Here is a 23393-nt window from a genome sequence, read left to right as displayed (position 1 = left end):
CCTCTGATCAATATAGTACGATCGTTCTATATTGATCAGAGGGAGCCCAAGTGAAGCCGCTTAAAGCGCCGCTACCGACGGATGCCGTTGCCCTGCAAGGCGGGCTGCGCGGGCGTGGCGCGGCGAGTAACCGTGGTGGTCGTTATCTGCAGGCGACGCGCGAAGCGGATGCGGAACAGCTGGAGCAGCAGCGGCTGCAGGAGGGCGTGCCTGAGCGTGTCGCTACCGTGGTGCAGGTGGTGCGTTCACGGCAGATCATCAGCCAGAACCAGTCCCCGGACATCCCGTTCCACCAGTCCATCAATCCCTATCAGGGCTGTGAGCACGGCTGTATTTACTGCTATGCGCGACCCAGCCATGCCTGGCATGACCTGTCGCCCGGGCTGGATTTTGAGACCCGGCTGTTTGCCAAACCGGACGCCGCCGACTTGCTGCGCAAGGAACTGGCGAAGCCGGGCTACCAGGCCAGCCCGATCATGCTGGGCGCCAATACCGACCCCTATCAGCCGATCGACCGGCAATGGCAAATCACCCGCCAGCTGCTGCAAGTGTTGCTGGACTGCCGCCATCCGGTCGGCATCATCACCAAGTCGGCCTTGATCGAGCGTGATCTGGACCTGCTGCAAGCCCTGGCCGCACAGGGGCTGATACAAACCTATCTGTCGGTCACCACGCTGGATGCCGAGCTGGCCAGACGGCTGGAGCCGCGCGCCGCCACGCCGCTACGACGTCTGCAGGCAGTACAGGCACTTCATCGGGCAGGGGTGTCGGTTGGCGTGCTGGTGGCGCCCATCATCCCGGCACTGACCGATGCCGGGGTATTCTCCGTGCTGCAGGCGGCTGCAGAAGCCGGGGCGGGCAGCGCCAGCTATGTGATCCTGCGCCTGCCGCTGGAGATTCGTGACCTGTTTGTCGAGTGGCTGAAGCAACACTACCCGCAGCGGGCCGAGCACGTGATGAGTGTGCTGCAACAGATGCGCGGCGGGCAGGATTACCAGTCCGCCTACGGTGAACGCATGAAAGGACGCGGCCCCTATGCCGACATGCTGCGGCGGCAGTTTGCCCTGCATTGCCGCCGCCTTGGCCTTGCGCGCCGCAGTCTGGATGTGCGCTGCGACCTGTTCCAGCCACCCTCACCGGCGAACGGGCAGCTGAGCCTGTTTTGAGCGCATGAAAAACAACAGGCCACCCGAAGGTGGCCTGTTGGAGGTACCGCAGCAGTACAACTTACATGCGCGCAATCATGGCGTCGCCGAAGGCCGAGCAGCTCACTTCGTTGGCGCCGTCCATCAGGCGGGCGAAGTCATAGGTGACTTGCTTGGCCGCAATGGCGGCTTCCATTGACTTGATGATCAGGTCGGCGGCTTCGGTCCAGCCCATGTGGCGCAGCATCATCTCGGCAGAGAGGATCAGCGAACCGGGGTTGACCTTGTCCTGACCTGCGTACTTCGGTGCGGTGCCGTGGGTGGCTTCGAACATCGCCACGCTGTCGGACAGGTTGGCACCCGGGGCGATACCGATACCACCCACCTGTGCGGCCAGCGCGTCGGAGACGTAGTCGCCGTTCAGGTTCAACGTGGCCACCACATCGTAGTCCGCCGGGCGCAGCAGAATCTGCTGCAGGAAGGCATCGGCAATGGCGTCCTTGACGATGATCTCACGGCCGGTCTTCGGGTTCTTGAATTTGCACCACGGGCCAGCGTCGATCAGCTCGGCACCGAATTCGGTTTTGGCCAGTTCATAAGCCCAGTCACGGAAGCCACCTTCGGTGAACTTCATGATGTTGCCCTTGTGGACAATGGTCACGCTCTTGCGGTCATTGTCGATGGCGTACTGGATGGCCTTGCGTACCAGACGGCGGGTGCCTTCCTTCGAGACCGGCTTGATGCCGATGCCGGAGGTTTCCGGGAAGCGGATCTTCTTCACGCCCATTTCATTTTGCAGGAAGGCGATGACCTTCTTGGCGTTGTCGGATTCCGCAGCCCACTCGATGCCGGCGTAAATGTCTTCGGTGTTTTCACGGAAGATCACCATGTCGGTTAGTTCCGGCTGTTTCAGCGGCGACGGCACACCCTGGAAGTAACGTACCGGGCGTAGGCAGACATACAGGTCCAGCTCCTGGCGCAGGGCCACGTTCAGCGAGCGGATGCCACCGCCCACCGGGGTGGTCATCGGGCCCTTGATGGACACCACATAGTCCTTCAGTGCGGCCATGGTTTCTTCCGGCAGCCACACGTCGCTGCCGTACACGCGGGTGGATTTCTCACCGGCGTAGATTTCCATCCAGTGAATCTGCTTCTGGCCGCCATAGGCCTTGGCCACGGCGGCATCCACCACCTTTTTCATCACCGGGGTGATGTCCACGCCAATGCCGTCACCTTCGATGAACGGAATGATCGGGTTGTTCGGCATCGGCTGGCCGGGAATGATTTTCTGGCCGCCGGCCGGAACGGTGATGTGCGATTGGATGCTCATGCCTACTCCATCGTGAGGTTGGTCAGGGACACTGCTGCCTGCGCGGTGGGCGGTGACGGCGCGTGTTGCACGCACTGTCGTTGCCACGGGTGTAATATAGTCATCCACGCTGGCAGGAAAAGGGTTGGCCCGTCTTTCTGGCAGGGTGTATTTGCCAGCGGGTTAACCTTGGCATTATCCCGTAAAAATACTTCGCAATCAAACCAGTTGCCCCGTTGATGGTATGAACGGCGTGGCAGCAAGGCCCGGTGACCATGCCAGACTTGATCCTGCTCAACAAACCTTATGGCGTGATTTGCCAGTTTTCCGGCCACCCGACGCATCCCACCCTATCCAGCCTGATTGATCGCCCCGGTTTTTATGCGGCCGGTCGGCTGGACACCGACAGCGAGGGCTTGTTGCTGCTCACTGACCATGGTGGGTTGAATCATCGCATTACTGATCCGCGCCACAAACTGCCCAAGACCTACTGGGTGCAGGTGGAAGGTGAGCCAGATGAGTTGCAGCTACAGGCACTGCGTGAGGGTGTGAATCTGGGGGATTTCGTCACACTACCTGCACAAGTGCAGCGGCTGGCATTACCGGATGTCTGGCCGCGCCAGCCCCCCATCCGGGTGCGCAAGCATATCCCGGACAGCTGGCTGGAGCTGACCATCCGTGAAGGCAAGAACCGCCAGGTGCGCCGCATGACGGCCAAGGTGGGGCTGCCGACCCTGCGCCTGATCCGGGTCCGGATTGGCGAGTGGGCTCTGGATGGCCTGCAACCTGGCGAGCAGCGGGTGCTGCAGGTGAGTGCGCCGCCAGTGGTACAATCTGCCGCTGTTGTCAAACCCGGAGCAAGGACCGCACGCCATGGTGTGGAAACCGAACGTGACGGTAGCCGCCGTCGTCGAGCAGCAGGGCCGCTTCCTGCTGGTGGAGGAAACCACCGCCGACGGCGTTCGTCTTAATCAGCCTGCCGGGCACCTGGAGGAGGGCGAGTCTTTGCTGGCGGCCGTGGTGCGCGAAACCCGCGAAGAAACCTGCCGTGCTTTCACGCCGCAGGCAATGCTCGGCATTTACCGGCTGCCCCTGCCGACCTTGACCTACCTGCGGGTGGCAGTGATCGGCAGCGTGGGTGAGGCTGACCCTGCGCTGACGCTGGATGATGGCATCCTGCGAACCGTCTGGCTGACGGCTGATGAATTGCGTGCCCAGCCGGAGCGCTTGCGTAGCCCGCTGGTGCTGCGCTGTGTGGAAGACTATCTGGCCGGACAGCGCTTCCCGCTGTCGGTGCTGGTGGAGGGGGCGTAATGGGGTGGCGGAGTGGCGTGGCGGCCAGCGCGCTGCTGCTGGGCCTGATGACCAGTGGGCAGGTCGCCGCTGAGGCGGTCGATATTTGTTATAACTACGGCTGCAAGGTGCAGCAATCGGTGTTCTTGTCGAACGGGCAGTTGCAGCAGGTAGGTCGCTATTTTGCCAAAGTGGCAGACGCACGCAGTGAGCGGCGCGCCGTGGCGCTGGCTGTGGGTGAACTGGCGCGGTTGATGGGGCGTGAAACCCCCATCCATAACGACCGGGGCGATAATGGCGGCATGGAGTCCGGTGTCGAAGGGCGCATGGATTGCTACGACCATGCCGCGACCACCACCAATTACCTGCAACTCATGTCACGCCAGGGCTGGTTGCGTTTTCATGATGTCGGCCACTTTGTTGAGCGCGCACCGTTGATTTTCAACTACCACCGCAGCGCGCACCTCATCGAGCGGGGCAGTTCCGATGAGTATGTGGTCGATAACTGGTTTTTTGACAATGGCCATCCTGCGGTGGTGTTCGGCTTGTCGGAGTGGCTGGCCGGTGCCTGGCCCGACGATCTGCCGGAAGGGCAAGTGCTGGCGGTGAACGAGCTGTTGCCGGATAGCCTTGGCGATGAGCGGGCGGTGCTGGTTGCGGCCGTCACATCCACACCAGGTAAGACGGTCCTCAGTGATGCGCCGCGTACAGCAGCACCTGCGACGACGGATCCTTACGCCCGTTGGCGGGTATATGAGCTGCAGCCTTGAAGGACCGTGGTGTTGCCCCCATTTGTGTGGGTAATCCTGAAGGAATGAACACAGCATGACGCAGCAACGTATCGTCGTCGGTCTCTCTGGCGGCGTGGATTCATCGGTCACCGCCTGGCAACTCAAGCAGCAAGGGCATGAGGTGCATGGCATCTTCATGCAGAACTGGGAAGACGATAACGACGACCAGTACTGCTCGATCAAGGAAGATGCCAACGATGCGATTGCCGTGGCCGATCTGGTGGGCATCGACATTGATCTGGTCAATTTCGCCACCGAGTACAAGGACCGGGTGTTCGCCTATTTTCTGGCCGAGTATGCCGCAGGTCGCACGCCGAACCCGGATGTGCTGTGCAACGCCGAGATCAAGTTCAAGGCCTTTCTGGATCACGCCATGGCTCGGGGGGCTGACTATATTGCTACCGGCCATTACGCGCAGGTGCTGCATGGTGACGGTCCGTCGCGCCTGCTGAAAGGGGTGGATCCTGGCAAGGATCAGAGCTATTTCCTCTATCGTTTGCAGCAGCATCAGCTGGCACGCGCCTTGATGCCGCTGGGCGGCATCCACAAGACCGAGGTGCGCCGCATTGCTGCCGAGATTGGCCTGCCGAATGCCAGCAAGAAAGACAGCACCGGCATCTGCTTCATTGGCGAGCGCCCGTTCCGTGACTTCCTCAACCGCTACCTGCCGCGCCAGCCGGGTGAGATGCAAACCCCGGAAGGCAAGCGGATGGGCGAACACATTGGGCTGATGTACTACACGCTGGGCCAGCGCAAAGGGCTGGGCATCGGTGGCAGTGCGGAGGGCGAGGGCACGCCGTGGTTTGTCGCCGCCAAGGATATGCAGCGCAATGTGCTGATCGTGGTGCAAGGTCACGATCACCCGCTACTGCTGAAGTTGGAGCTGGAAGCCACCGACCTGAGCTGGACCGTGGCACCACCGGCGGTGGGGGAACGGCTGGCGGCCAAGACCCGTTACCGGCAACAGGATGCGGCATGTGAAGTGACTGCGCTGGCGGATGGCCGCATGCAGGTGCGCTTTGACGAACCCCAGTGGGCGGTGACGCCGGGGCAGTCGGTGGTGCTGTATCGGGGCGAGGAATGCCTGGGCGGCGGCGTAATCTGCTGACGGGCTTGATATAGAACATTCGTTCTGTTAGAGTGGCTTCCTGTTTAACCCGGAGGTCATCATGTCCCTGTCTTCACCTGCTCACTCCAATCTGGCTGCATCCGTGGTATGCCAACTCTGGCACAGTTTTCAGGCGCGCGACTGGGCGGGCGCGCGTGCGCTGCTGGTCGATCGGGCCTGTTGTGACTGGGTAGCCAGTGGCGAGCGCCTCGCCTCGGCGGATACCATCATCCGTGCCAACCGCGAATACCCGGAGGGCTGGACACTGCACTTGCTGGCTGTCAATGTGCTGCTGGATGGCCGGGTACACAGCATCATCCGGGTGGAGCACGGCAGCACCATCTTCTTTGCCAATACCCTGTTTACCGTGACAGCGGAGGGTTTGATTGAGCATATGGAAGAATACTGGGGTACCGCCGAAGCCCCGCCCGCATCGCGCTTGCAAGCTGGATGGCCGGACTACACGGTGACGCCACTGGTTTGATTTGCTGCTGCGCAACAATCTGCCTTCGCATCAGGTATCATCTCCCTGTAACCTGGCAGGGGGATGAGCATGGCAGACTATGCAGGGCAGGGCGGCGTGGCCGCCGAGATTGCACGGGTGCTGGTGGAAGGCTTCAATCGCCACTATCACCTGTTTCGTGAGTTGGCTGCCGGAGCCAAAGCCCGGTTTGAAGCGGCGGACTGGGTGGCGGTGCAAGGTGCCAACCGCGACCGGATCGCCTTCTACGATGATCGGGTGCTGGAAACGGTAGAGCGCTTGCACCGCGAGTTTGACGCCGAGACCCTGGATGATGGCTGCTGGGCGCAAGCCAAGCTGTATTTCATCGGTCTGCTGGTCGATCACAAGCAGCCGGAACTGGCGGAAACCTTTTTCAACTCGGTATTCTGCAAGATTCTGCACCGCACCTACTTTCACAACGATTTCATCTTTGTCCGGCCTGCGGTCAGTACCGAGTACCTGCACAGCGATCCCCCGACCTATACCAGTTACTACCCGCAGCGAAACGGCTTACGGCGTACCCTGAAGCAAGTGGTGCAGGATTTTGGCTGGCAACGACCGTTTGCCAATCTGGACCGTGACATCGACTACGTCATGCGCACCCTGAAGGCGCAGCTGGGTGGCTGGCCACATGCCGAGGCCAATCTGCAGATTCAGGTGCTGTATTCCGCCTTCTACCGCAACAAGGCCGCTTACATCATCGGCAAAGGGGTGAATGGCAATCAGGAATATCCGTTTGCGATCCCGGTATTGCATGATGCGGAAGGCAAGCTGTACCTCGACTGCATCCTGATGGACATCTGGCGCATTTCGGTGCTGTTCAGCCTGTCGCGGGCCTACTTCATGGTCGATATGGCGGTGCCCAGCGGTTATGTCCAGTTCCTGCGCGGCATGCTGCCCAACAAATCGCGTGCCGAGCTGTACACCATGCTGGGGCTGGCCAAGCAGGGCAAGACCATGTTCTACCGCGATTTGATGACCCACTTGCGCCATTCGCAGGATGACTTCATCATCGCGCCCGGCATCAAGGGGATGGTGATGCTGGTGTTCACCTTGCCGTCTTATCCCTATGTGTTCAAGATCATCAAGGACAGTTTTGCCCCGCCCAAGGATATTGATCGGGCCACGGTCAAGGCCAAATACCTGTTGGTGAAGCAGCATGACCGGGTGGGGCGCATGGCGGATACGCTGGAGTTTTCCGATGTGGCGCTGCCTCGCGCGCGCTTCACCGATGAGCTGCTGCAGGAGCTGCGCCAGCATGCGGCACTGGTGACCGAAGAAGAGGGCGATACGGTGGTGATCAAACACCTCTATATCGAACGGCGGCTGGTACCGCTCAACCTCTACCTGAACAGCGCCACGTCCGATCAGCGCGAGCAGGCGATCATTGAATACGGTAATGCCATCAAGGATCTGGCCACCGCCAATATCTTCCCCGGTGACATGCTGTACAAGAACTTTGGTGTGACCCGTTACAGCCGGGTGATTTTTTATGACTATGATGAAATCGAGTACATGACCGATTGCCAGTTCCGCGATATTCCGGAGGCGCCCACCCCGGAGATGGAAATGGCCAGCGAGCCGTGGTACCCGGTAGCCCGTAATGATGTGTTTCCGGAAGAGTTTGGCCGCTTTTTGCTGAATAATGCCGAAGTGCGGCAGGTTTTCCTCAAACACCACCGTGATTTGCTTGACCCGGCATTCTGGCGTGAAAAGCAGCGCCGCATCCGGGCTGGGCAGATTGACGACTTTTTTCCTTACCCGGCGTCTTTACGCTTTGCAAACCTGTTCGGGGGCGCAAGCGGGACGACGGTTGCACATGAAAGCCCATGATGAATGACAAACTGACCTCGCTGAGCGGGGATGAACTGCAATTTCTGTCCGATTTTCTGCAGTCGGATGCCACGGGTGACGATTGCCTGCCACTGGAGGCGGTCGATGGCCTGTTCTGTGCGCTGGTGACCGGACCGCAACTGGTGGCGGCGGAAGACTGGTTGCCGGTGGTGTGGGGTGAAGGTGAGGAACCGAAATTTGCTGATGAGGCGGAGCGCGAGCGTGTCACCAGCTTGCTGCGGCGGCATTTTGCTACGGTAGCCGTGCAGCTGGAGCAAGCCGTGACCCAGTCGGCAACCCCGTACCAGCCGCTGGTGGATGAGTGGGAAATCAGCAAGGACGAGGATGTGCCGCTCAATGGCGAGTGGTGGGCGGCAGGTTTTCTGGTCGGGCTGGAGTATTGCGAGCAGGCCTGGTTCGGCGAGCCGGAGCGTGAGGACATGCTGGAGCCTTTGCTGATGCCGGTGATCGAGCTGGCAGGCAATGAGGATCTGGAACCGGTGTCGGCCAAGGCACGGCAGCGGCGGATTGACCAGCTGCCCGCCTTGCTGCTGACCCTGTACCGCTACTGGCGTACTGATGCCGATGGCCAGCTGCAGCTGGCTGCAGAGCTGGGGGCGGTGCTGTCCAATCAGCCTTTGCGCGCTGCCGAGGCGCCGGGGCGCAATGATCCCTGCTCCTGTGGCAGCGGCAAAAAGTACAAGAAGTGCTGCGGCGCCAACGGATGACCGGTTGACCATCGTCAGCCCTTGCGCCAGACTGCGCAGCCGATGTGTTGCCTGCGCAGCATGAATTGCTTTTATGGAGTGTGATTGAATGTCTCGTCTTTCCCGTTATAAACCCCGTCAATTGAAGAAGCTGCGCCTGGGACAATGGCAGGAGCTGGGCTTCGGTGTCAGCATCCGCCTGCAAGCCGGGCTGGATAGCGATGCGCGCATGTACCTGCTGGATGACTTTCTGACCGAAGCCATTGAAGGGCAAAACCTGATCTTTGGTGGTGGCTTCCACGAGCCGACCGCTGAAGTGCTGGAAGGCTATGTGATGCTGGACGCGCGTCGTGGCTCGGTCACGGAAGCGCAACGCGCCGCTGTGCAGCAATGGCTGCAGGCACGCAAGGATGTGGCCGAAGTGGAAGTGGAAGCGCTGACGGACGCTTGGTACGCCTGATGCACAGCCCCGCCGCCCTCGCCATGCAGCCGGTGGCGGTGGTGCGCTCACCGTTTCGCGAGAAGTTTGGTATCCCTCGCCAGTCCGGTCTGACGGCGGGCATCAGCAGTGAAGTGGTGTTGCTGCCCCCCTATGATATCGCGCAGACCGTGCAGGGACTGGAGGGCTTTTCGCACCTGTGGCTGTTATTCGCCTTTCATGCCAATCTCGATCGCGGCTGGAGGCCGACCGTGCGGCCACCACGGCTGGGGGGTAACCGGCGGGTCGGCGTGTTTGCCAGCCGCAGCACCCACCGGCCCAATCCGATTGGTTTGTCGGTGGTCGCCCTGCATCAGGTTCGCCTGGAGGCGGGCGTGGTGTTGCAGGTCAGTGGCGCAGACCTGCTGGATGGTACGCCGATACTGGATATCAAGCCCTATATTCCCTTTGCGGATGCCATACCGGATGCCCGTGGTGGCTATGTGGATGCGCCGCCCCAGCAGTCGCCCATCACCTACAGTGAGGCTGCGCAAGCGCAGCTGCTTGAGCACCGGCAGCGCTGGCCGGAACTGCCGAACGTGATTGCCGCCGCACTGGGCTACGATCCTCGCCCGGCTTACCATCAAGCGGAAGGACGCCGCTACGGTGTCGCGCTCTATGATCTGGACGTCGCGTGGGAGCAACACGGACAGCAAAAAGTGGTTGTCAGCATCACTCGGCTTGTTGGAGAATGAATGGGCACTCCTCTGCGCCGGCCTGTCATACGCCGGTCAAAATTCTCTGCTAAGGCGCACCCAGCCTAGATCTACGTAATTTCCCCGATATGCTTCCGTAATCGCACGGATTGCAAGGTAAAAAAATTTGATGGCCACCGCTTGCCGGTCTCCAGACGCGGGGGCATAATGCCGCCGTTTTGTGCATAAATTGCGCAGGCCAGGCCCGACTGGTTTCGGGCAGCGTAATTCTCAATCACGTGACGCTGTCCACCGCCCAGATGGTGGCAGTCAAGCAAGGAGACCGAGAGCGATGAAAAACATGTCGATCAAGATGATGGCGGGTGCAGTGGCACTGTGCTTCGCTGCTGGCAGCGTGTGGGCAGCCAAGGTGCCGGCCGGTACCCAACTGCACGCCAAGCAGGAACTGGTACGTAACAACGGCTCCGAGCCGGAAACCCTGGACCCGGCTGTGGCCGAGTCGGTGGGTGCCAACAACCTGACCCGTGACCTGTTTGAAGGCCTGACCGCGACCGACAGCGTTGGTAAAGTGGTGCCGGGCGTGGCTGAGAGCTGGAAGCAAGTGGATCCGACCACTTGGGTGTTCAAGCTGCGCAAGAACGCCAAGTGGTCCAACGGTGACAACGTGGTTGCCGGTGACTTCGTTTACGGCATGCAACGTTTCGTTGATCCGAAGACCGCCTCCCCCTACGCATCGACCTACGGCATTTTCATCGCCAACGGCCAGGAAATCGTTGATGGCAAGAAGGCTCCGTCCGAGCTGGGCGTGAAGGCCATTGATCAGTACACCCTGGAAATCAAGACTCCGTACCCGGTGGGCTTCATGCCGGACCTGATGTCCAACCTGAACCTGGGCCCGATCCACAAGGCGACCGTTGAGAAGTTCGGCAAGGAATGGACCAAGCCGGGCAATATGGTCAGCAACGGTGCTTTCGTGCTGAAAGACTGGCAAGTCAACAACAAGGTTGTGCTGGAAAAGAATCCACAGTATTGGGACAAGGCCAACGTTCAGCTGACCAAGGTGACCTACCTGCCGATCGAAGACGGCAATGCTGACGTGAAGCTGTATCAATCGGGTGAAAACGACTGGGTGTACCAGCTGCCGCCGGGCACTTTCGACAAGTTCAAGACCGAACTGCCGAAGGAAATCAAGAACGGCACCATGCTGGGCCTGCGTTACTATTCTTACAACAACACCGACCCGCTGCTGAAGGATGTGCGCGTGCGCAAGGCACTGTCGATGGTGATCGACCGTGACATCCTGGGACAAAAGATTACCGCTGATGGCCAGGCTCCGGCTTACAGCGTGATCGTGAAGGGTGTGGCCGGTGCCGATGCCGGTGTGTACGACTGGTCGACCTGGCCGATGGACAAGCGCGTGGCTGAAGCCAAGAAGCTGATGGCTGCTGCCGGCGTGCAACCGGGCACCAAGATCAAGTTCAGCTACAACAACAGCGAATACCACAAGAAGATGGCCGTGTTCGTGGCCTCCGAGTGGCGCACCAAGCTGGGCGTTGAAATGGACATGGAAGCCATGGAATTCAAGGCGCTGCTGAAAAAGCGCCATGACGGTGAATTCCAGATTGCCCGTAACGGCTGGGTGGCTGACTACAACGACGCGACCACCTTCCTGACCCTGGTGCAGTGTGGTTCTGATCAGAACGACAACAAGAACTGCAACAAGAAGGCCGACGAGCTGATCCTGAAGGGCAACCAGTCGCTGAACCCGGCTGAGCGCAAGAAGCTGTTCACCCAAGCCGCTGCGATGATCATGCAGGATTACCCGATGATCCCGCTGCTGCAGTACACCCTGCCGCGTCTGGTGAAGCCGTATGTTGGCGGCTACTCCACCATGAACCCGATGGACCGTTTCCGCAGCAAAGACCTGTACATCATCAAGCACTAAGCGGTTGATGTAAGGGTCAGGTACAGTGCAAAGCTGTACCGCCGGACGCCACGCACGGCGCAAGCCGTGCGTGCCGGTTGCTGTAACGCAAGCCTGTATGACGCTTGACCATACCGGGCAGCATGATTGCTGCCCGGTATGTTGTCACACCTGTTCCCCGTGAGCAGACCATGCGTTGACCGCTTGCGCGTTTTGGAGAGTCCTGAAAATGTGGTCTTATACCCTTCGCCGTATCCTGTCGGCGATTCCCACCTTGTGGGTTGCGGTGACGGTCTGCTATGTGCTGGTCCGCATCACCCCCGGTGGTCCTTTTGATGGTGAGCGCAAGCTGTCCGCAGCGGTGCTGGCCAACCTGCAAGCCAAGTACCATCTGGATTGGCCTTGGTACAAGCAATACTTCAGTTATCTGAACAATCTGCTGCATGGCGATCTGGGGGCTTCCTTCCGCTTTGCAGACTGGTCGGTCAATGACCTCGTGGCCAATGCCTTGCCGGTGTCGTTGACCATTGGTGGCATTTCCATTCTGCTTGCGCTGCTGCTGGGTGTTTCGGCCGGTATTGTGGCGGCACTGCGTCAGAATAGCTGGGTGGATTACCTGCTGATGTTCAAGATCAGCGTGGGTAGTACGGTCCCTTCTTTTGTGATTGGCCCGATACTGATCCTGTTTTTTGCCATCTGGTGGACGATGCTGCCGGCCGGTGGCTGGAACGATTTCGGCGCAAAATACATGGTGCTGCCGATTGCGCTGCTGACCATTATCAATATGGCCACTACCGGGCGGGTCATGCGCGGTAGCCTGATTGAAGTGCTCAACAGCAACTTCATCCGGACTGCTCGTGCCAAAGGTCTGTCGACCCGAACCATCGTGTTGCGGCATGCGCTGAAGCCCGCGCTGATCCCGGTGGCCTCTGCGATTGGGCCGATGGCGATTTCGTCGATCACCGCTGCGGTGGTGACTGAGCACGTGTTCTCCCTGCCGGGCCTCGGCAAGCTGATTACAACGGCTGCATCCAACCGTGACTACACCCTGATTCTGGGTTTGGTCGTGCTGGTGACGGTGCTGGCGGTGCTGGTCAACCTGCTGGTGGACTTGCTGTACGCGTGGCTTGACCCGCGCATCCGTTATTGAGGTGCATCATGGTTAAACAAGAACAACGGAATGCGCTGGTGGAAATGGCTCAGAGCAGCATGACCAGCAGTGTAAAGGGGCGCAGCCCGTGGCGGGATGCTTATATCCGCTTCTGGCGCAACAAGGCCGCGGTGCTGAGTGTGTTCGTGCTGGCGGTGATTGTGCTGGCCTGTATGGTGGTGCCCAGCCTGTCTCCGCACAAACTGATTGATTCGGACTGGGGTGCGATGAGTACACCACCGACCCTGCAGAACTGGCATTACTTTGGCGTGGACGACGAAGGCCGCGACTTGCTGGTGATGTCCATGCATGGCGGGCGGGTATCCATCCTCATCGGCTTGCTGGCGACCCTCACCTCGGTTGTGGTAGGGGTGATCTGGGGATCGGTGGCCGGCTTTGTCGGCGGCCGGGTGGATTCGGTGATGATGCGTATTGTTGATATGATGTACGCCATCCCTTATTTGCTGATTGCCATCCTGTTTGTGACCCTGTTTGGGGTTCGCTTCAGCGAGATCTTTGGCAACCAGTTTGGTCTGGTGGTGATTGCCATTACGGTATTTTCCTGGATGGACATGGCGCGTGTGGTCCGTGGTCAGACCCTGTCGATCAAGTCCAAGGAGTTTATCGAGGCGGCGCGCGCCATTGGAGTACCGACCTGGAAGATCGTGATGCGCCATATTGTGCCGAACCTGCTCGGTGTGGTCGTGATCTACACCTCGATTACCATTCCGGGTGTGATCCTGACCGAATCGGTGCTGTCGGTGCTGGGGCTGGGGGTACAGTTCCCGGACAGTAGCTGGGGTTCAATGATCGGTAACGGCATCCAGAAGCTGGAGCTGGCACCTTACATCCTGCTGGTACCGGCCACTTTGCTGACGATCACGCTGTACTGCTTCAACTACATCGGTGACGGCCTGCGCGACGCGCTGGACCCGAAAGACCGCTGAGGAAACCATCATGAGTCTGTTACAGGTGAAAAACCTCGGCGTGCAGTTCAAGACCAACGACGGTTTGGTCTATGCCGTGAACGGGGTCAATTTTGAGCTGGACCGGGGGCAGACCCTCGGTATCGTCGGTGAATCCGGCTCCGGCAAGAGCCAGACGGTGCTGGCGACCATGGGCCTCTTGGCCAAGAATGGTCGTACCACCGGTCAGGCCCTGTACGAAGGGCAGGACCTGCTGGCCATGTCGCCCAAGCAGTTGAACCGGATCCGTGGCGATCGCATTTCGATGATCTTCCAGGACCCGATGACGGCGCTGAACCCGTACCTGACGGTCGAGCGGCAGATGACCGAGGTGCTGGAGCTGCACAAGGGCATGAGCCGCAAGGACGCTCGCAAGCGTTCGGTCGAATTGCTGGATGCCGTCAAGATTCCGGAAGCCGCACGTCGGGTCACCATGTATCCGCACGAGTTTTCCGGCGGCATGCGTCAGCGGGTGATGATTGCCATGGCGCTGCTGTGTGAGCCGGAATTGCTGATTGCCGACGAGCCGACCACGGCGCTGGACGTGACGGTGCAGGCGCAGATCCTCACCCTGCTGAAAGAGCTGCAGCGCGACTTTGGCACGGCCATCATCATGATTACCCATGATCTGGGCGTGGTGGCGGGTCTGTGTGATGACGTGATGGTGATGTATGGTGGCCGGGTGATGGAACACGGCAATGCCCAGCAGATTTTCTACCATCCAACCCACCCTTATACCGTGGGTCTGCTGGGCGCCTTGCCGCGTCTGGACCACGAAGGGGATGAGCTGGTGTCCATTCCGGGCAATCCGCCCAATATGGCCAACTTGCCCAAGGGCTGCCCGTTCAGTGAGCGCTGTACGCTGGCCAGCGAGCAGTGTGCTTCCGTGTTGCCGGCGCTGCAGCCGTCTGTGCGGGACGCTACCCAGCTGCGAGCCTGTCATCGCCCGGAAACTGAAATCAAGGTGATGCAGCAGAAGGAGGTGGTTCATGGCTGAGCGCAAACCGGGCGAGAAGCCCATTCTGTCGGTACGCGACATCCGTGTCCGCTTTACGGTCAAGAGCGACAAGCAGTGGCCGTGGTCACCCAAGCGCAAGCTGCAGGCCGTCAGCGGCGTGTCGTTTGACCTGTACGCCGGGGAAACCCTCGGTGTGGTGGGCGAATCCGGCTGTGGCAAATCCACCCTGGCACGTGCGGTACTGAATCTGCACGAAGGTGCCGAGACTTCAGGCAGTATCGTATGGATGGGCAAGGAGATGCATGGTGCGGCTGCGCGGGACTGGCTGCCGGTACGCCGTGAGATCCAGATGATTTTCCAGGACCCGCTGGCCTCACTGAATCCGCGCATGACTATTGCGCAGATTATCGGTGAGCCGCTGCGCACCCATATGCCAGAACTGTCGTCCGATGAGGTGATGGTTCGGGTCAAGGAGATGATGAAGCGGGTCGGCCTGACCGAGCAGCAGATCAACCGCTATCCGCATGAGTTCTCCGGTGGTCAGTGCCAGCGTATCGGCATTGCCCGTGCGCTGATCCTCAAGCCCAAGGTGGTGATCTGTGACGAGCCGGTGTCCGCGCTGGATGTGTCGATCCAGGCGCAGATCATCAACCTGCTGCGTGAACTGCAGCGGGAAATGGGCCTGGCACTGATCTTCATCGCGCATGATCTGGCGGTGGTGAAACACATCAGCGACCGTATCCTGGTGATGTACCTGGGCAAGGAGATGGAGCTGGCGGAGAAGCATGCGCTGTACGATACGCCAACCCATCCTTACACCCGCGCCTTGCTGTCGGCGATCCCGATTCCAGATCCGGAAGTGGAGCGCAAGAAGGTGATTCAGCTGCTGAGTGGTGACCTGCCTTCGCCCATCAACCCGCCGTCTGGCTGCGTGTTCCGTACCCGCTGCCCGCAGGCCAAGGAGCGTTGCAGCAAGGATGTGCCCGAGTTGCGGCAGGTGGCCAGCGAAACCAAGGCGGCATGCCTGTTTGCCTGACAGGACTGCTGTGCTGACCCAAACACCCCGCCTGGCGGGGTGTTTTTGTTTGGGCCGGGCAGGTGGAATCGGGCTAGAATGGGCAAAAAAATCGCCGGTCATGCAGAGCATGCCGGCGTGCGGTAAATCACCGCTACCTTGGAGCTGGTACGTCTGCAAACGCAGACTGAATTCATTGCGGTGTCAGCTGGCTTGTGCCGAAACCCCGCCACGTTCAAAAAAGGACTGGATGGCCAGACTGGCGGCACCCATGGCCCAAATGTCCGAATCTTCCTCCTGATACAGCAGCTGCAAGCCGGTGTCGGCAAACAGCACACTATTCTCAGCGTAACTGTGTTCCAGCGCAGAACGCAGATAGTGGTTCAGGTACGCCACCGGCGCCGTCACAATCACTGCCTGCAGATCCAGCAAGTGGGTCAGCATCGACAAAGCATGCCCCACATAGCGTCCTGCCTCGCTGAACAGGATCTGGGCCTCGCGCTGACCGGTTTCGGCCGCGTGCACCAGCTCATCCAGCGTTTCCCCCAAACCCAGTCGGTGCGACTGCTGCAACAGCGCCGGGATGGAAGCCAAAGCTTCCAGGCAGCCGCGCTTGCCGCAGGTGCAGAGTGCACCGCCTGGCACAATGCTGACGTGGCCAATTTCACCCGTCGCACCGCGCGATCCCCGGTACAGCTGGTTACCGGTATAAATACCGGCGCCAATCCCGCCCACCAGGGTGACCACCGCGTAGTTATCGAAACCACGCGCCAGCCCAAACCACTTCTCACCCACCGCCAAGGCGTTGGCGTCGTTTTCCATGAACACCGGCAGGTCCAGCGCATCCTCCAGCCGAGCGCCAAACTGCACGCCTTGCCAGCCGTGCACCGTGGACTTCAGGCAGGTCCCCGTTGCATTGTCGATCCAGCCGGGCAGGGCCAGCCCTACACCCACTACTTCCTTGTTGCGAAAGCGGCGCTGATTGCGCAGGCTACCCAGCAGGCTGGCGCAACTGGAAATGATCTGCTCTGGCTGGTTACTGGTCAGCTGCACCGTATCCCGCGCCAGTACATTGCCTTCCAGGTCCGTCAACACCGCGTGCAGGCCACTCCACGACAGGGCCATCCCGACCGCCAGCGCATAGCCGGGGTTGATCCGCAGCAGCACCTGAGGACGCCCCAGACTATCCTGATGCGTACCATGCTCCTGCAGCAAACCCCGCTCCAGCAACAATTTGGTGCTGGTCGACACCACCGACGCCGACAGGCCGGTCAGGCGTGTCAAGGTCGCGCGGCTCACCGGGTTGGTTTCCCGTATGGCTTGCAAGACGGTTGTCAGGGCGGTTCTAGGTTCAGTGGACATATATTTTATTCTGAGAACGAAATATATGGTGCCAGCTTAGGTTCTCGCCCTGCAAAAGTCAATGATACCTCTACGGTTTCAGCATGGCTGCCAGTTCGACTGCAGAACGTACACCCATTTTCTCCAGCACGCGCGCGCGGTGAACTTCAACCGTTTTCATGCTGATGCCCAACTGATCCGCGATGACCTTGTTCAGGCGCCCCAGCAGAATCAATTGCATCACCTCACGCTCGCGTTGCGTCAGGCTTGCCAGACGCCGCTCATGTTCCCGCTCATTATGCCATGTCATACGAAGCTGTCCATCTTTTTGCAGGCAGAGCTGGGCACGCTGGATCAAATCGTTGTCATCAAAGGGTTTTTCGATGAAATCCTCTGCCCCCAGCTTCAGGGCTTGCACCGCCAAAGGCACATCGCCGTGGCCGGTGAGAAAAAGGGCGGGCGGGCAATAGGCGGAGGCTTTCAGTTTCTCGAACAGCTCAATGCCGCTGAGTTGCGGCATGCGTACATCCAGCAACAGGCAACCGTAGCGGTGCGGGTCGTAGTTGCCCAGAAAGGCCGCCGGGTCGGCAAAAGTCTCGATGCTCAGCTGGCGCGAGGCAAACAACCAACTCAGCGCATCGCGGATGGCATCATCATCGTCCACCAGGGCGATCAACTGGGGTAGCTCAGGCAGTTTCGACATGGTCCACCTCCCTTGGTGGCAATGGCAGGGTAAAGCTGAATCGGCAGCCTCCGCCGGGATTGTCTTCAACCCACAGGCGCCCCTGATGATACTCCACAATGCTGCGGCAGATGTTGAGCCCCATGCCCATGCCTTGCGCTTTGGTGGTGTAGAAGGCCGTGAACAGCTGCTGCTTCTCCGCTTCGCTGAGGCCAGGCCCCCGGTCGGCAACCGTGATGCAGACATGATGGTCCAGCTGCTTGCTGATAAGGGTCAATTTGCGTTGATAAGCCGGGCGGTTGGTCATGGCTTCAATGGCATTTTTTGCCAGGTTGAACAGCACTTGCTCCAGCATCACACGGTCAGCCTGAATATCGGGCAGGGAAACCAGCCGGTAGCGTACCTGGGTGCCAGTATGGCGCAGCTCTGCACTAAGTAGGGAGAGTACGTTGTCGATCATGTCATTGAGCTGACAGGCGCCCAGTTTGGGCTCGCGGCGCTGCACGAATTCCCTGATGCCACGGATGATGCCGCCTGCACGTCTGGCCTGCTCGCTGATCTTGCCCAAGGCGAGGCGAAGCGCCTCCGGACTGGTGGTGCCTTGCTCCAGCAAGTTCTGGCAACCCGTGCTGTAGCTGGAGATGGCCGCCAGTGGCTGGTTCAGCTCATGCGCCAGGCTGGAAGCCATCTCGCCCATGCTGATCAGGCGTGCGGTGTGCTGCAGCTGCTGCGCCTGCTGCTGCTCACGCTCCTGCATGCTGCGCAGCACCGTCAGGTCTGTGGCGATGGACAGCCAGGCCGGGCGACCATCTACCCACAGTAGCAAGCGGCGCTGGATATGGTACCAGCGCTGGCCGATGGCATCCCAGGCTTCGCCGTCGTCGTGCTGATAGGGCAGGGGCAGCAAGGGAATGATGCAGTAAGCACTGTCGGAGGCCAGCCTGAGCCAGGTACGTACCCGCTGATTGCTGAACAGCACCTCGTGGCTATCCGGATCGACCACCGTGACCATGGCATCCAGCCCGTCCAGTACCGTCATGAAGCGCTCATGTGAGGCTTTCAGTGCCTCCCGTTCCCGCTTCAGCTCGGTGATGTCGTACAGGGAGCTCATCCAGCCACTCTGCTTGCCCTGACTGTCGATCAGCGGCGAGGCATAGATCCGGACGTCAAACCGCTCACCATCCTGCCGCATGAAGCGGGCCGTATAGCCATTGGGGGGGCACTGCCCTGCGAGGATGGACTGGTAGATGGCGGCACAATCATCCTGCGCCTCAGGCGCCCAGTAGGGCATGGGGGTCTGTTGGTCAAGCAACTGCTCGCTGCTGAGCCCCACCATCTCGCAGAATGCGCGATTGACGTAGATCAGCTTGCCATGCATGTCCATGGCGCGCATGCCGCTGACCAGCGAGTCTTCCATCGCCCGCCGCAAGGACATCTCCTGCCGCAGGGCACGCTCGGCCTCCAGCCGTTGCCGAATGTGGCGCCGCAAGGCCCACATTGACCACAGCATGACGCCAGCCAGCCCGATCAGCACCCATAGCAGGGCACGCTGCAGAATGGGGGAGGCCTGCTGGTAGCTGGTGGCGCGCATGCGCAGGCCACCACCGGGCGGGTCAAAGGCCAGCTCGTGGCTGAGGTCACTGCCGGGGATGCGCTGGTCAAATTTGGCGGCCAGCCCCTTGCCGTCCAGATCGACAATGCTGATCTGGTATTTGTTGGCAATCCACCATGGTACTTGCTGCTCCAGCAGGCCTTTCAGCGAATGCACACTGGCCAGTGCACCGGCATAGCGCTTGCCATCACTGATTGGCGCGTAGAGAACAAAAACGTATTCCCGGGTGGGGCTGAATATGGCTGTGCTGTAGGCCGGGCGACCGGTCAGGTGGGCCTGGCGCAGCGCCTGCCGTGCCTCCGGCGTGCTTAAAATGCTGTCGAGCGCGGCATTGGCCAGCGGCGGGTACACCCATAATGAGCGGTCCAGACTGTCCTGCCGCACCATGCCCATGATTTCCGGGTTCTCGGACAGCAGGAACAGGCTGCGTGCAGACAACTGGTCCTCATCCAGCCCCTCGCTCTGGGTGGCATGCGCCAGTTCGATCAACTGGTTGCGCTGGCTTTCCAGATGCAGCCGCAACGTCTGCTCCTGCCACAGTGCATCCACGATCAAGGCATCGCGCCGCTCGCCCAGTTCATTGTGCTGCAGTAGATAAACAAAGCCCCCTGCTGCCAGCAGGAACAGCAGCAGTACCAGATTGGGCATGGCCCAGAGCCAGCGGGTGTGGAAACGGAATGCCATGCCCTAGCGTACCGCGTTCAGCTGCGGCTGGCGATGGTTTGGCCGATTGATGCGGGAATTCCCTGATCAAGGGTTTCCCCAATGGTGGACGAGGGCAACAAGCGGGATACTGCCCGCACAACATAAAGGGCCTGATGAATAACAGGCCTGTTCCCATCTGCACTGCATGGAGATACGAAGATGAAACTGCAATGGAAAACCCTAGCTTTGGCTGCTGCGCTGACTGTACCTGGCTTGGCAGCACAGGCTGATCCGATTGTGATCAAGTTCAGCCACGTGGTGGCGGCCGATACCCCGAAAGGCAAGGCGGCAGAATACTTCAAGAAACTGGCTGAAGAGCGGCTGAAAGGCCGGGTGAAGATCGAGATTTATCCGAACAGCCAGCTGTTCAAGGACAAGGAAGAGCTGGAAGCCTTGCAGCTCGGGTCTGTGCAGATGCTGGCGCCCAGTCTGGCCAAGTTTGGCCCGCTGGGAGTGAAGGAGTTCGAGGTATTTGACCTGCCTTTCCTGTTTGACAACTACCAGGAATTGCACAAGGTGACTTACGGTGCGATTGGGCAGGGCATGCTGCAGAAGCTGGAAAGCAAAGGCATCACCGGGCTGGCCTTCTGGGACAACGGCTTCAAGCAAATGAGCGCCAACAAACCGTTGCATACGGTGGCCGATTACAAGGGGCTGAAGATGCGTATCCAGGCCTCCAAGGTGCTGGACGCGCAAATGCGTGCACTGGGTAGCAATCCGCAGGTGATGGCCTTCTCCGAGGTGTACCAGGCGCTGCAGACCGGGGTGGTGGATGGCACGGAAAATCCGATGTCCAACTTCTACACCCAAAAGATGCACGAAGTGCAAAAGCACGTCACCCTCACCAACCATGGCTATCTGGGCTATGCGGTGATCGTGAACAAGAAGTTCTGGGACGGTCTGCCGGAAGACGTGCGTGCTGCGCTGACCCAGTCTATGTTCAACGCCACCCAATACGCCAATACCATCGCTCAGAAGGAAAATGAAGAGGCGCTGGCCAAGGTGAAAGCGTCTGGCAAAACCGTGGTGTACGAGCCGACGGTGGCCGAACGGAATGAAATGAAAAAGGCCCTGGTCAAGGTGCACGACCAGATGGACGACCGGGTTGGCCTCGAGCTGGTGAAGAAAATCTACAAGGAAACCGGTTTCGATCCTGCGAAACTGTAAATCCTGAACGGGCCGTCCGACAGGGCGGCCCCCTTTCCCCTGTCTGATGATGCACCAACCGGCTTTGGCCGGGGGGATGCCCTTCGTTTGCGCCTGAAACAGGCTGGAGGCTATCCATGAAACCCCTTTTTAAACTGTTGTCCAGGCTGCTGGACCGGCTGGAGGAAACGCTGATTGCGTTCCTGATGGCGGGTGCCACACTGGTGATCTTCATGGCGGTAGTGCAGCGCTACCTGTCCGGGATCACCGCGTTTGGCATTCAGGATGCCATGATTCAGCTCAATGTCAGCTGGGCACAGGAGCTGTGCATCTACATGTTCGTGTGGATGGCCAAGTTCGGCGCGGCTTACGGCGTGCGTACCGGCATCCATGTGGGTGTCGATGTGCTGATCAATCGTTTGTCCGACCGCTACCGCTACGGCTTCATCCTGTTTGGGCTGGCCTGCGGTGCCTTGTTTACCGGCACCATTGGCTGGATGGGCTATGGTCTGGTGCGCGAAGTGCATGAGTATGGCTCCACCACCGAAGTGCTGGAATGGCCGCAATGGATTGTCTATCTCGCCATCCCGCTGGGGTCGGCACTGATGTGCTTCCGTTTTCTGCAGGTGCTGGTGTCCTTCGCCCGCACCGGTGCCTTGCCCAAGCATGACCATAGCCACGTCGATGGCATGGAAGATGTGCTGGACGACGCCAATCTGGTCCCGCAAGACCTGAATCAACGCAAAGGACCGCAAGCATGAGTGCGCTGATCATTCTGACCCTGCTGATCGTGCTGATGCTGACCGGCATGCCGATCTCCATCTCCCTTGGCCTCACGGTACTGACCTTCTTCTTCACCTTTACCGATGCGCCGGTGACCGTGGTGGCGCAAAAGCTGTTTACCGGGATCGAGAAGTTCGAAATCATGGCGATCCCCTTCTTTATTCTGGCCGGAAATTTCCTCACCCATGGCGGGGTGGCCAAGCGCATGATCGACTTTGCCTCCAGCATGGTCGGGCACTGGCACGGCGGGCTGGGGTTGGCCGGGGTGATGGCCTGCGCGCTGTTTGCAGCGGTGTCCGGCTCCAGCCCGGCCACTGTGGTGGCGATTGGCAGCATCATCCTGCCGGCGATGGTCAAGCAAGGCTTCCCCAGCCGCTTTGGTGCCGGGGTGATCACCACCAGCGGTGCGCTCGGCATCCTGATCCCGCCGTCCATCGTGATGGTGATGTATTCGGTGGCAACCAACACCTCGGTCGGCCAGCTGTTCATGGCGGGCGTGGTGCCGGGGTTGTTGCTGGCCTTCTTGTTGGGCTTGACCACCTGGTACCTGGCCTGGAAAAACAACTACCCGCGCTTGCCCAAAGCCAGCTGGGCAGCGCGTGGCCGGGCTTTTTACAAGAGCATCTGGGGCTTGATGCTGATTGTGGTGGTGCTGGGCGGCATTTACAGCGGCAAGTTCACCCCCACCGAAGCGGCGGCCATGAGTGCGGTGTACGCCTTTGTGATCGCGGTTTTCGTTTACCGTGACATGCCGTTGCGCCGGGTGTTCAAGGTACTGCTGGATTCGGCCAGCATGAGTGCCATGTTGCTCTACATCATCACCAATGCAGCCCTGTTCTCTTACCTGATGACCTCGGAAAACATCCCGCAGAACATGGCGAACTGGTTGATTGGACAGGGGCTGGGCCCGATTGCTTTCCTGCTGTTCGTCAACGTGCTGCTGTTGCTGGCCGGAAACCTGATGGAGCCGTCTTCCATCGTGCTGATCTTTGCCCCCATCCTGTTCCCGGTGGCGATGAAACTGGGCATTGACCCGGTGCACTTCGGCATCCTGATCGTGGTGAACATGGAGGTGGGCATGTGCCATCCGCCGGTAGGGCTCAACCTCTACGTGGCATCCGGCATTACCCGCATGGGTATTTCCGAGCTGACGGTCGCGGTATTGCCGTGGCTGTTGACCATGATCGGCTTCCTGCTGCTGGTGACCTATGTACCGCAGGTGTCGTTGTTCCTGCCGCACTGGCTCGGCATGTAGTCGCCGCCGTCTGGCCGGTTGTACACACTGCCCCC

General features: G+C 59.9%; 22 protein-coding genes. 18 read left to right on the top strand and 4 right to left on the bottom strand.

The window, feature by feature from the left end:
- Window positions 1-50 precede the first annotated feature (50 nt).
- Window positions 51-1166, top strand: coding sequence for a PA0069 family radical SAM protein (locus tag HF682_RS06355; protein WP_205881919.1), 1116 nt, complete (start codon window positions 51-53; stop codon window positions 1164-1166).
- 61 nt (window positions 1167-1227) lie between these two features.
- Here HF682_RS06355 and icd read toward each other — a convergent pair whose 3' ends face one another.
- The gene (icd, locus tag HF682_RS06350; RefSeq protein ID WP_168876364.1) at window positions 1228-2475 is read right to left on the bottom strand and encodes an NADP-dependent isocitrate dehydrogenase; all 1248 of its coding nucleotides are present in this window, start codon (window positions 2473-2475) and stop codon (window positions 1228-1230) included.
- 254 nt (window positions 2476-2729) lie between these two features.
- Between icd and HF682_RS06345 the strand changes: the two genes are divergently transcribed.
- The 14 genes from HF682_RS06345 (at window position 2730) to oppF (ending at window position 15855) form a co-directional block, all read left to right on the top strand.
- Window positions 2730-3425, top strand: a complete 696-nt coding sequence (locus HF682_RS06345; protein ID WP_168876363.1) for a pseudouridine synthase — start codon at window positions 2730-2732, stop codon at window positions 3423-3425.
- A complete protein-coding gene (locus tag HF682_RS06340) occupies window positions 3346-3768 on the top strand; it encodes an NUDIX hydrolase (protein WP_308418702.1) in 423 nt (140 codons plus the stop codon). The genes HF682_RS06345 and HF682_RS06340 overlap by 80 nt, the downstream gene beginning before the upstream one ends.
- Entirely contained in the window at window positions 3768-4517 is a 750-nt protein-coding gene (locus HF682_RS06335) for a hypothetical protein (RefSeq protein WP_168876361.1), read from the top strand. The genes HF682_RS06340 and HF682_RS06335 overlap by 1 nt, the downstream gene beginning before the upstream one ends.
- 55 nt (window positions 4518-4572) lie before the next feature.
- The gene (gene mnmA / locus HF682_RS06330; RefSeq protein ID WP_168876360.1) at window positions 4573-5646 is read left to right on the top strand and encodes a tRNA 2-thiouridine(34) synthase MnmA; all 1074 of its coding nucleotides are present in this window, start codon (window positions 4573-4575) and stop codon (window positions 5644-5646) included.
- A gap of 61 nt (window positions 5647-5707) precedes the next feature.
- The gene (locus HF682_RS06325; RefSeq protein WP_168876359.1) at window positions 5708-6130 is read left to right on the top strand and encodes a hypothetical protein; all 423 of its coding nucleotides are present in this window, start codon (window positions 5708-5710) and stop codon (window positions 6128-6130) included.
- Window positions 6131-6199: 69 nt separating this feature from the next.
- Window positions 6200-7981 carry a bifunctional isocitrate dehydrogenase kinase/phosphatase gene (aceK, locus tag HF682_RS06320; RefSeq protein WP_168876358.1) on the top strand — a complete coding sequence of 594 codons (1782 nt, stop codon included), beginning with the start codon at window positions 6200-6202 and terminating at the stop codon, window positions 7979-7981.
- Window positions 7978-8709 (top strand): UPF0149 family protein, encoded by a 732-nt coding sequence (locus HF682_RS06315; RefSeq protein WP_168876940.1) that lies wholly within the window; start codon window positions 7978-7980, stop codon window positions 8707-8709. The genes aceK and HF682_RS06315 overlap by 4 nt, the downstream gene beginning before the upstream one ends.
- Window positions 8710-8797: 88 nt before the next feature.
- On the top strand, window positions 8798-9148 hold the full coding sequence (locus HF682_RS06310; RefSeq protein WP_168876357.1) for a YggL 50S ribosome-binding family protein: 351 nt from the start codon (window positions 8798-8800) through the stop codon (window positions 9146-9148).
- Window positions 9148-9861 (top strand): tRNA (N6-threonylcarbamoyladenosine(37)-N6)-methyltransferase TrmO, encoded by a 714-nt coding sequence (gene tsaA, locus HF682_RS06305; protein WP_240947068.1) that lies wholly within the window; start codon window positions 9148-9150, stop codon window positions 9859-9861. The genes HF682_RS06310 and tsaA overlap by 1 nt, the downstream gene beginning before the upstream one ends.
- 292 nt (window positions 9862-10153) lie before the next feature.
- Window positions 10154-11767 carry a peptide ABC transporter substrate-binding protein gene (locus tag HF682_RS06300; RefSeq protein WP_168876356.1) on the top strand — a complete coding sequence of 538 codons (1614 nt, stop codon included), beginning with the start codon at window positions 10154-10156 and terminating at the stop codon, window positions 11765-11767.
- Window positions 11768-11975: 208 nt separating this feature from the next.
- A complete protein-coding gene (oppB, locus tag HF682_RS06295) occupies window positions 11976-12896 on the top strand; it encodes an oligopeptide ABC transporter permease OppB (protein ID WP_168876355.1) in 921 nt (306 codons plus the stop codon).
- 8 nt (window positions 12897-12904) lie between these two features.
- The gene (locus HF682_RS06290) at window positions 12905-13843 is read left to right on the top strand and encodes an ABC transporter permease (protein WP_168876354.1); all 939 of its coding nucleotides are present in this window, start codon (window positions 12905-12907) and stop codon (window positions 13841-13843) included.
- 10 nt (window positions 13844-13853) lie between these two features.
- Entirely contained in the window at window positions 13854-14858 is a 1005-nt protein-coding gene (locus HF682_RS06285) for an oligopeptide/dipeptide ABC transporter ATP-binding protein (protein ID WP_205881918.1), read from the top strand.
- Window positions 14851-15855, top strand: a complete 1005-nt coding sequence (gene oppF / locus HF682_RS06280; protein ID WP_168876352.1) for a murein tripeptide/oligopeptide ABC transporter ATP binding protein OppF — start codon at window positions 14851-14853, stop codon at window positions 15853-15855. The genes HF682_RS06285 and oppF overlap by 8 nt, the downstream gene beginning before the upstream one ends.
- A 183-nt stretch (window positions 15856-16038) precedes the next feature.
- Here the strand turns inward: oppF and HF682_RS06275 are convergent, their stop codons facing one another.
- The 3 genes from HF682_RS06275 to HF682_RS06265 all read right to left on the bottom strand — a co-directional run bounded on the left by HF682_RS06275 (window position 16039) and on the right by HF682_RS06265 (window position 20153).
- Complete coding sequence (locus HF682_RS06275; RefSeq protein ID WP_168876351.1) at window positions 16039-17196, bottom strand: ROK family protein; 1158 nt, start codon at window positions 17194-17196, stop codon at window positions 16039-16041.
- A 70-nt stretch (window positions 17197-17266) separates the two neighbouring features.
- A complete protein-coding gene (locus HF682_RS06270) occupies window positions 17267-17878 on the bottom strand; it encodes a response regulator transcription factor (RefSeq protein WP_168876350.1) in 612 nt (203 codons plus the stop codon).
- Complete coding sequence (locus HF682_RS06265) at window positions 17862-20153, bottom strand: PAS domain-containing sensor histidine kinase (protein ID WP_168876349.1); 2292 nt, start codon at window positions 20151-20153, stop codon at window positions 17862-17864. Before HF682_RS06265 ends, HF682_RS06270 begins: the two co-directional genes overlap by 17 nt.
- 180 nt (window positions 20154-20333) lie before the next feature.
- On the opposite strand from HF682_RS06265, the gene HF682_RS06260 reads away from it, so the two are divergent.
- The 3 genes from HF682_RS06260 (at window position 20334) to HF682_RS06250 (ending at window position 23358) form a co-directional block, all read left to right on the top strand.
- Window positions 20334-21341 carry a TRAP transporter substrate-binding protein gene (locus tag HF682_RS06260; protein WP_168876348.1) on the top strand — a complete coding sequence of 336 codons (1008 nt, stop codon included), beginning with the start codon at window positions 20334-20336 and terminating at the stop codon, window positions 21339-21341.
- A 116-nt stretch (window positions 21342-21457) separates the two neighbouring features.
- Window positions 21458-22081, top strand: coding sequence for a TRAP transporter small permease (locus tag HF682_RS06255; RefSeq protein WP_240947066.1), 624 nt, complete (start codon window positions 21458-21460; stop codon window positions 22079-22081).
- Window positions 22078-23358, top strand: coding sequence for a TRAP transporter large permease (locus HF682_RS06250; protein ID WP_168876347.1), 1281 nt, complete (start codon window positions 22078-22080; stop codon window positions 23356-23358). The genes HF682_RS06255 and HF682_RS06250 overlap by 4 nt, the downstream gene beginning before the upstream one ends.
- The last annotated feature ends 35 nt before the right edge of the window (window positions 23359-23393 follow it).

Origin of the sequence: Leeia aquatica (genome assembly GCF_012641365.1) — a bacterium.
Lineage (GTDB): Bacteria > Pseudomonadota > Gammaproteobacteria > Burkholderiales > Leeiaceae > Leeia > Leeia aquatica.
The sequence above is the reverse complement of the archived record's forward strand: the minus strand, read 5'-3'. Positions and strand labels throughout refer to the sequence as shown.

Excerpts from the sequence above, each read along its gene's own strand:
- icd (WP_168876364.1), bottom strand. The coding sequence starts at position 2,475 with ATGAGCATCCAATCGCACATCACCGTTCCGGCCGGCGGCCAGAAAATC.
- HF682_RS06345 (WP_168876363.1), top strand. The coding sequence starts at position 2,730 with ATGCCAGACTTGATCCTGCTCAACAAACCTTATGGCGTGATTTGCCAG.
- HF682_RS06335 (WP_168876361.1), top strand. The coding sequence starts at position 3,768 with ATGGGGTGGCGGAGTGGCGTGGCGGCCAGCGCGCTGCTGCTGGGCCTG.
- mnmA (WP_168876360.1), top strand. The coding sequence starts at position 4,573 with ATGACGCAGCAACGTATCGTCGTCGGTCTCTCTGGCGGCGTGGATTCA.
- HF682_RS06325 (WP_168876359.1), top strand. The coding sequence starts at position 5,708 with ATGTCCCTGTCTTCACCTGCTCACTCCAATCTGGCTGCATCCGTGGTA.
- aceK (WP_168876358.1), top strand. The coding sequence starts at position 6,200 with ATGGCAGACTATGCAGGGCAGGGCGGCGTGGCCGCCGAGATTGCACGG.
- HF682_RS06315 (WP_168876940.1), top strand. The coding sequence starts at position 7,978 with ATGATGAATGACAAACTGACCTCGCTGAGCGGGGATGAACTGCAATTT.
- HF682_RS06310 (WP_168876357.1), top strand. The coding sequence starts at position 8,798 with ATGTCTCGTCTTTCCCGTTATAAACCCCGTCAATTGAAGAAGCTGCGC.
- tsaA (WP_240947068.1), top strand. The coding sequence starts at position 9,148 with ATGCACAGCCCCGCCGCCCTCGCCATGCAGCCGGTGGCGGTGGTGCGC.
- HF682_RS06300 (WP_168876356.1), top strand. The coding sequence starts at position 10,154 with ATGAAAAACATGTCGATCAAGATGATGGCGGGTGCAGTGGCACTGTGC.
- oppB (WP_168876355.1), top strand. The coding sequence starts at position 11,976 with ATGTGGTCTTATACCCTTCGCCGTATCCTGTCGGCGATTCCCACCTTG.
- HF682_RS06290 (WP_168876354.1), top strand. The coding sequence starts at position 12,905 with ATGGTTAAACAAGAACAACGGAATGCGCTGGTGGAAATGGCTCAGAGC.
- HF682_RS06285 (WP_205881918.1), top strand. The coding sequence starts at position 13,854 with ATGAGTCTGTTACAGGTGAAAAACCTCGGCGTGCAGTTCAAGACCAAC.
- oppF (WP_168876352.1), top strand. The coding sequence starts at position 14,851 with ATGGCTGAGCGCAAACCGGGCGAGAAGCCCATTCTGTCGGTACGCGAC.
- HF682_RS06275 (WP_168876351.1), bottom strand. The coding sequence starts at position 17,196 with ATGTCCACTGAACCTAGAACCGCCCTGACAACCGTCTTGCAAGCCATA.
- HF682_RS06270 (WP_168876350.1), bottom strand. The coding sequence starts at position 17,878 with ATGTCGAAACTGCCTGAGCTACCCCAGTTGATCGCCCTGGTGGACGAT.
- HF682_RS06265 (WP_168876349.1), bottom strand. The coding sequence starts at position 20,153 with ATGGCATTCCGTTTCCACACCCGCTGGCTCTGGGCCATGCCCAATCTG.
- HF682_RS06260 (WP_168876348.1), top strand. The coding sequence starts at position 20,334 with ATGAAACTGCAATGGAAAACCCTAGCTTTGGCTGCTGCGCTGACTGTA.
- HF682_RS06255 (WP_240947066.1), top strand. The coding sequence starts at position 21,458 with ATGAAACCCCTTTTTAAACTGTTGTCCAGGCTGCTGGACCGGCTGGAG.
- HF682_RS06250 (WP_168876347.1), top strand. The coding sequence starts at position 22,078 with ATGAGTGCGCTGATCATTCTGACCCTGCTGATCGTGCTGATGCTGACC.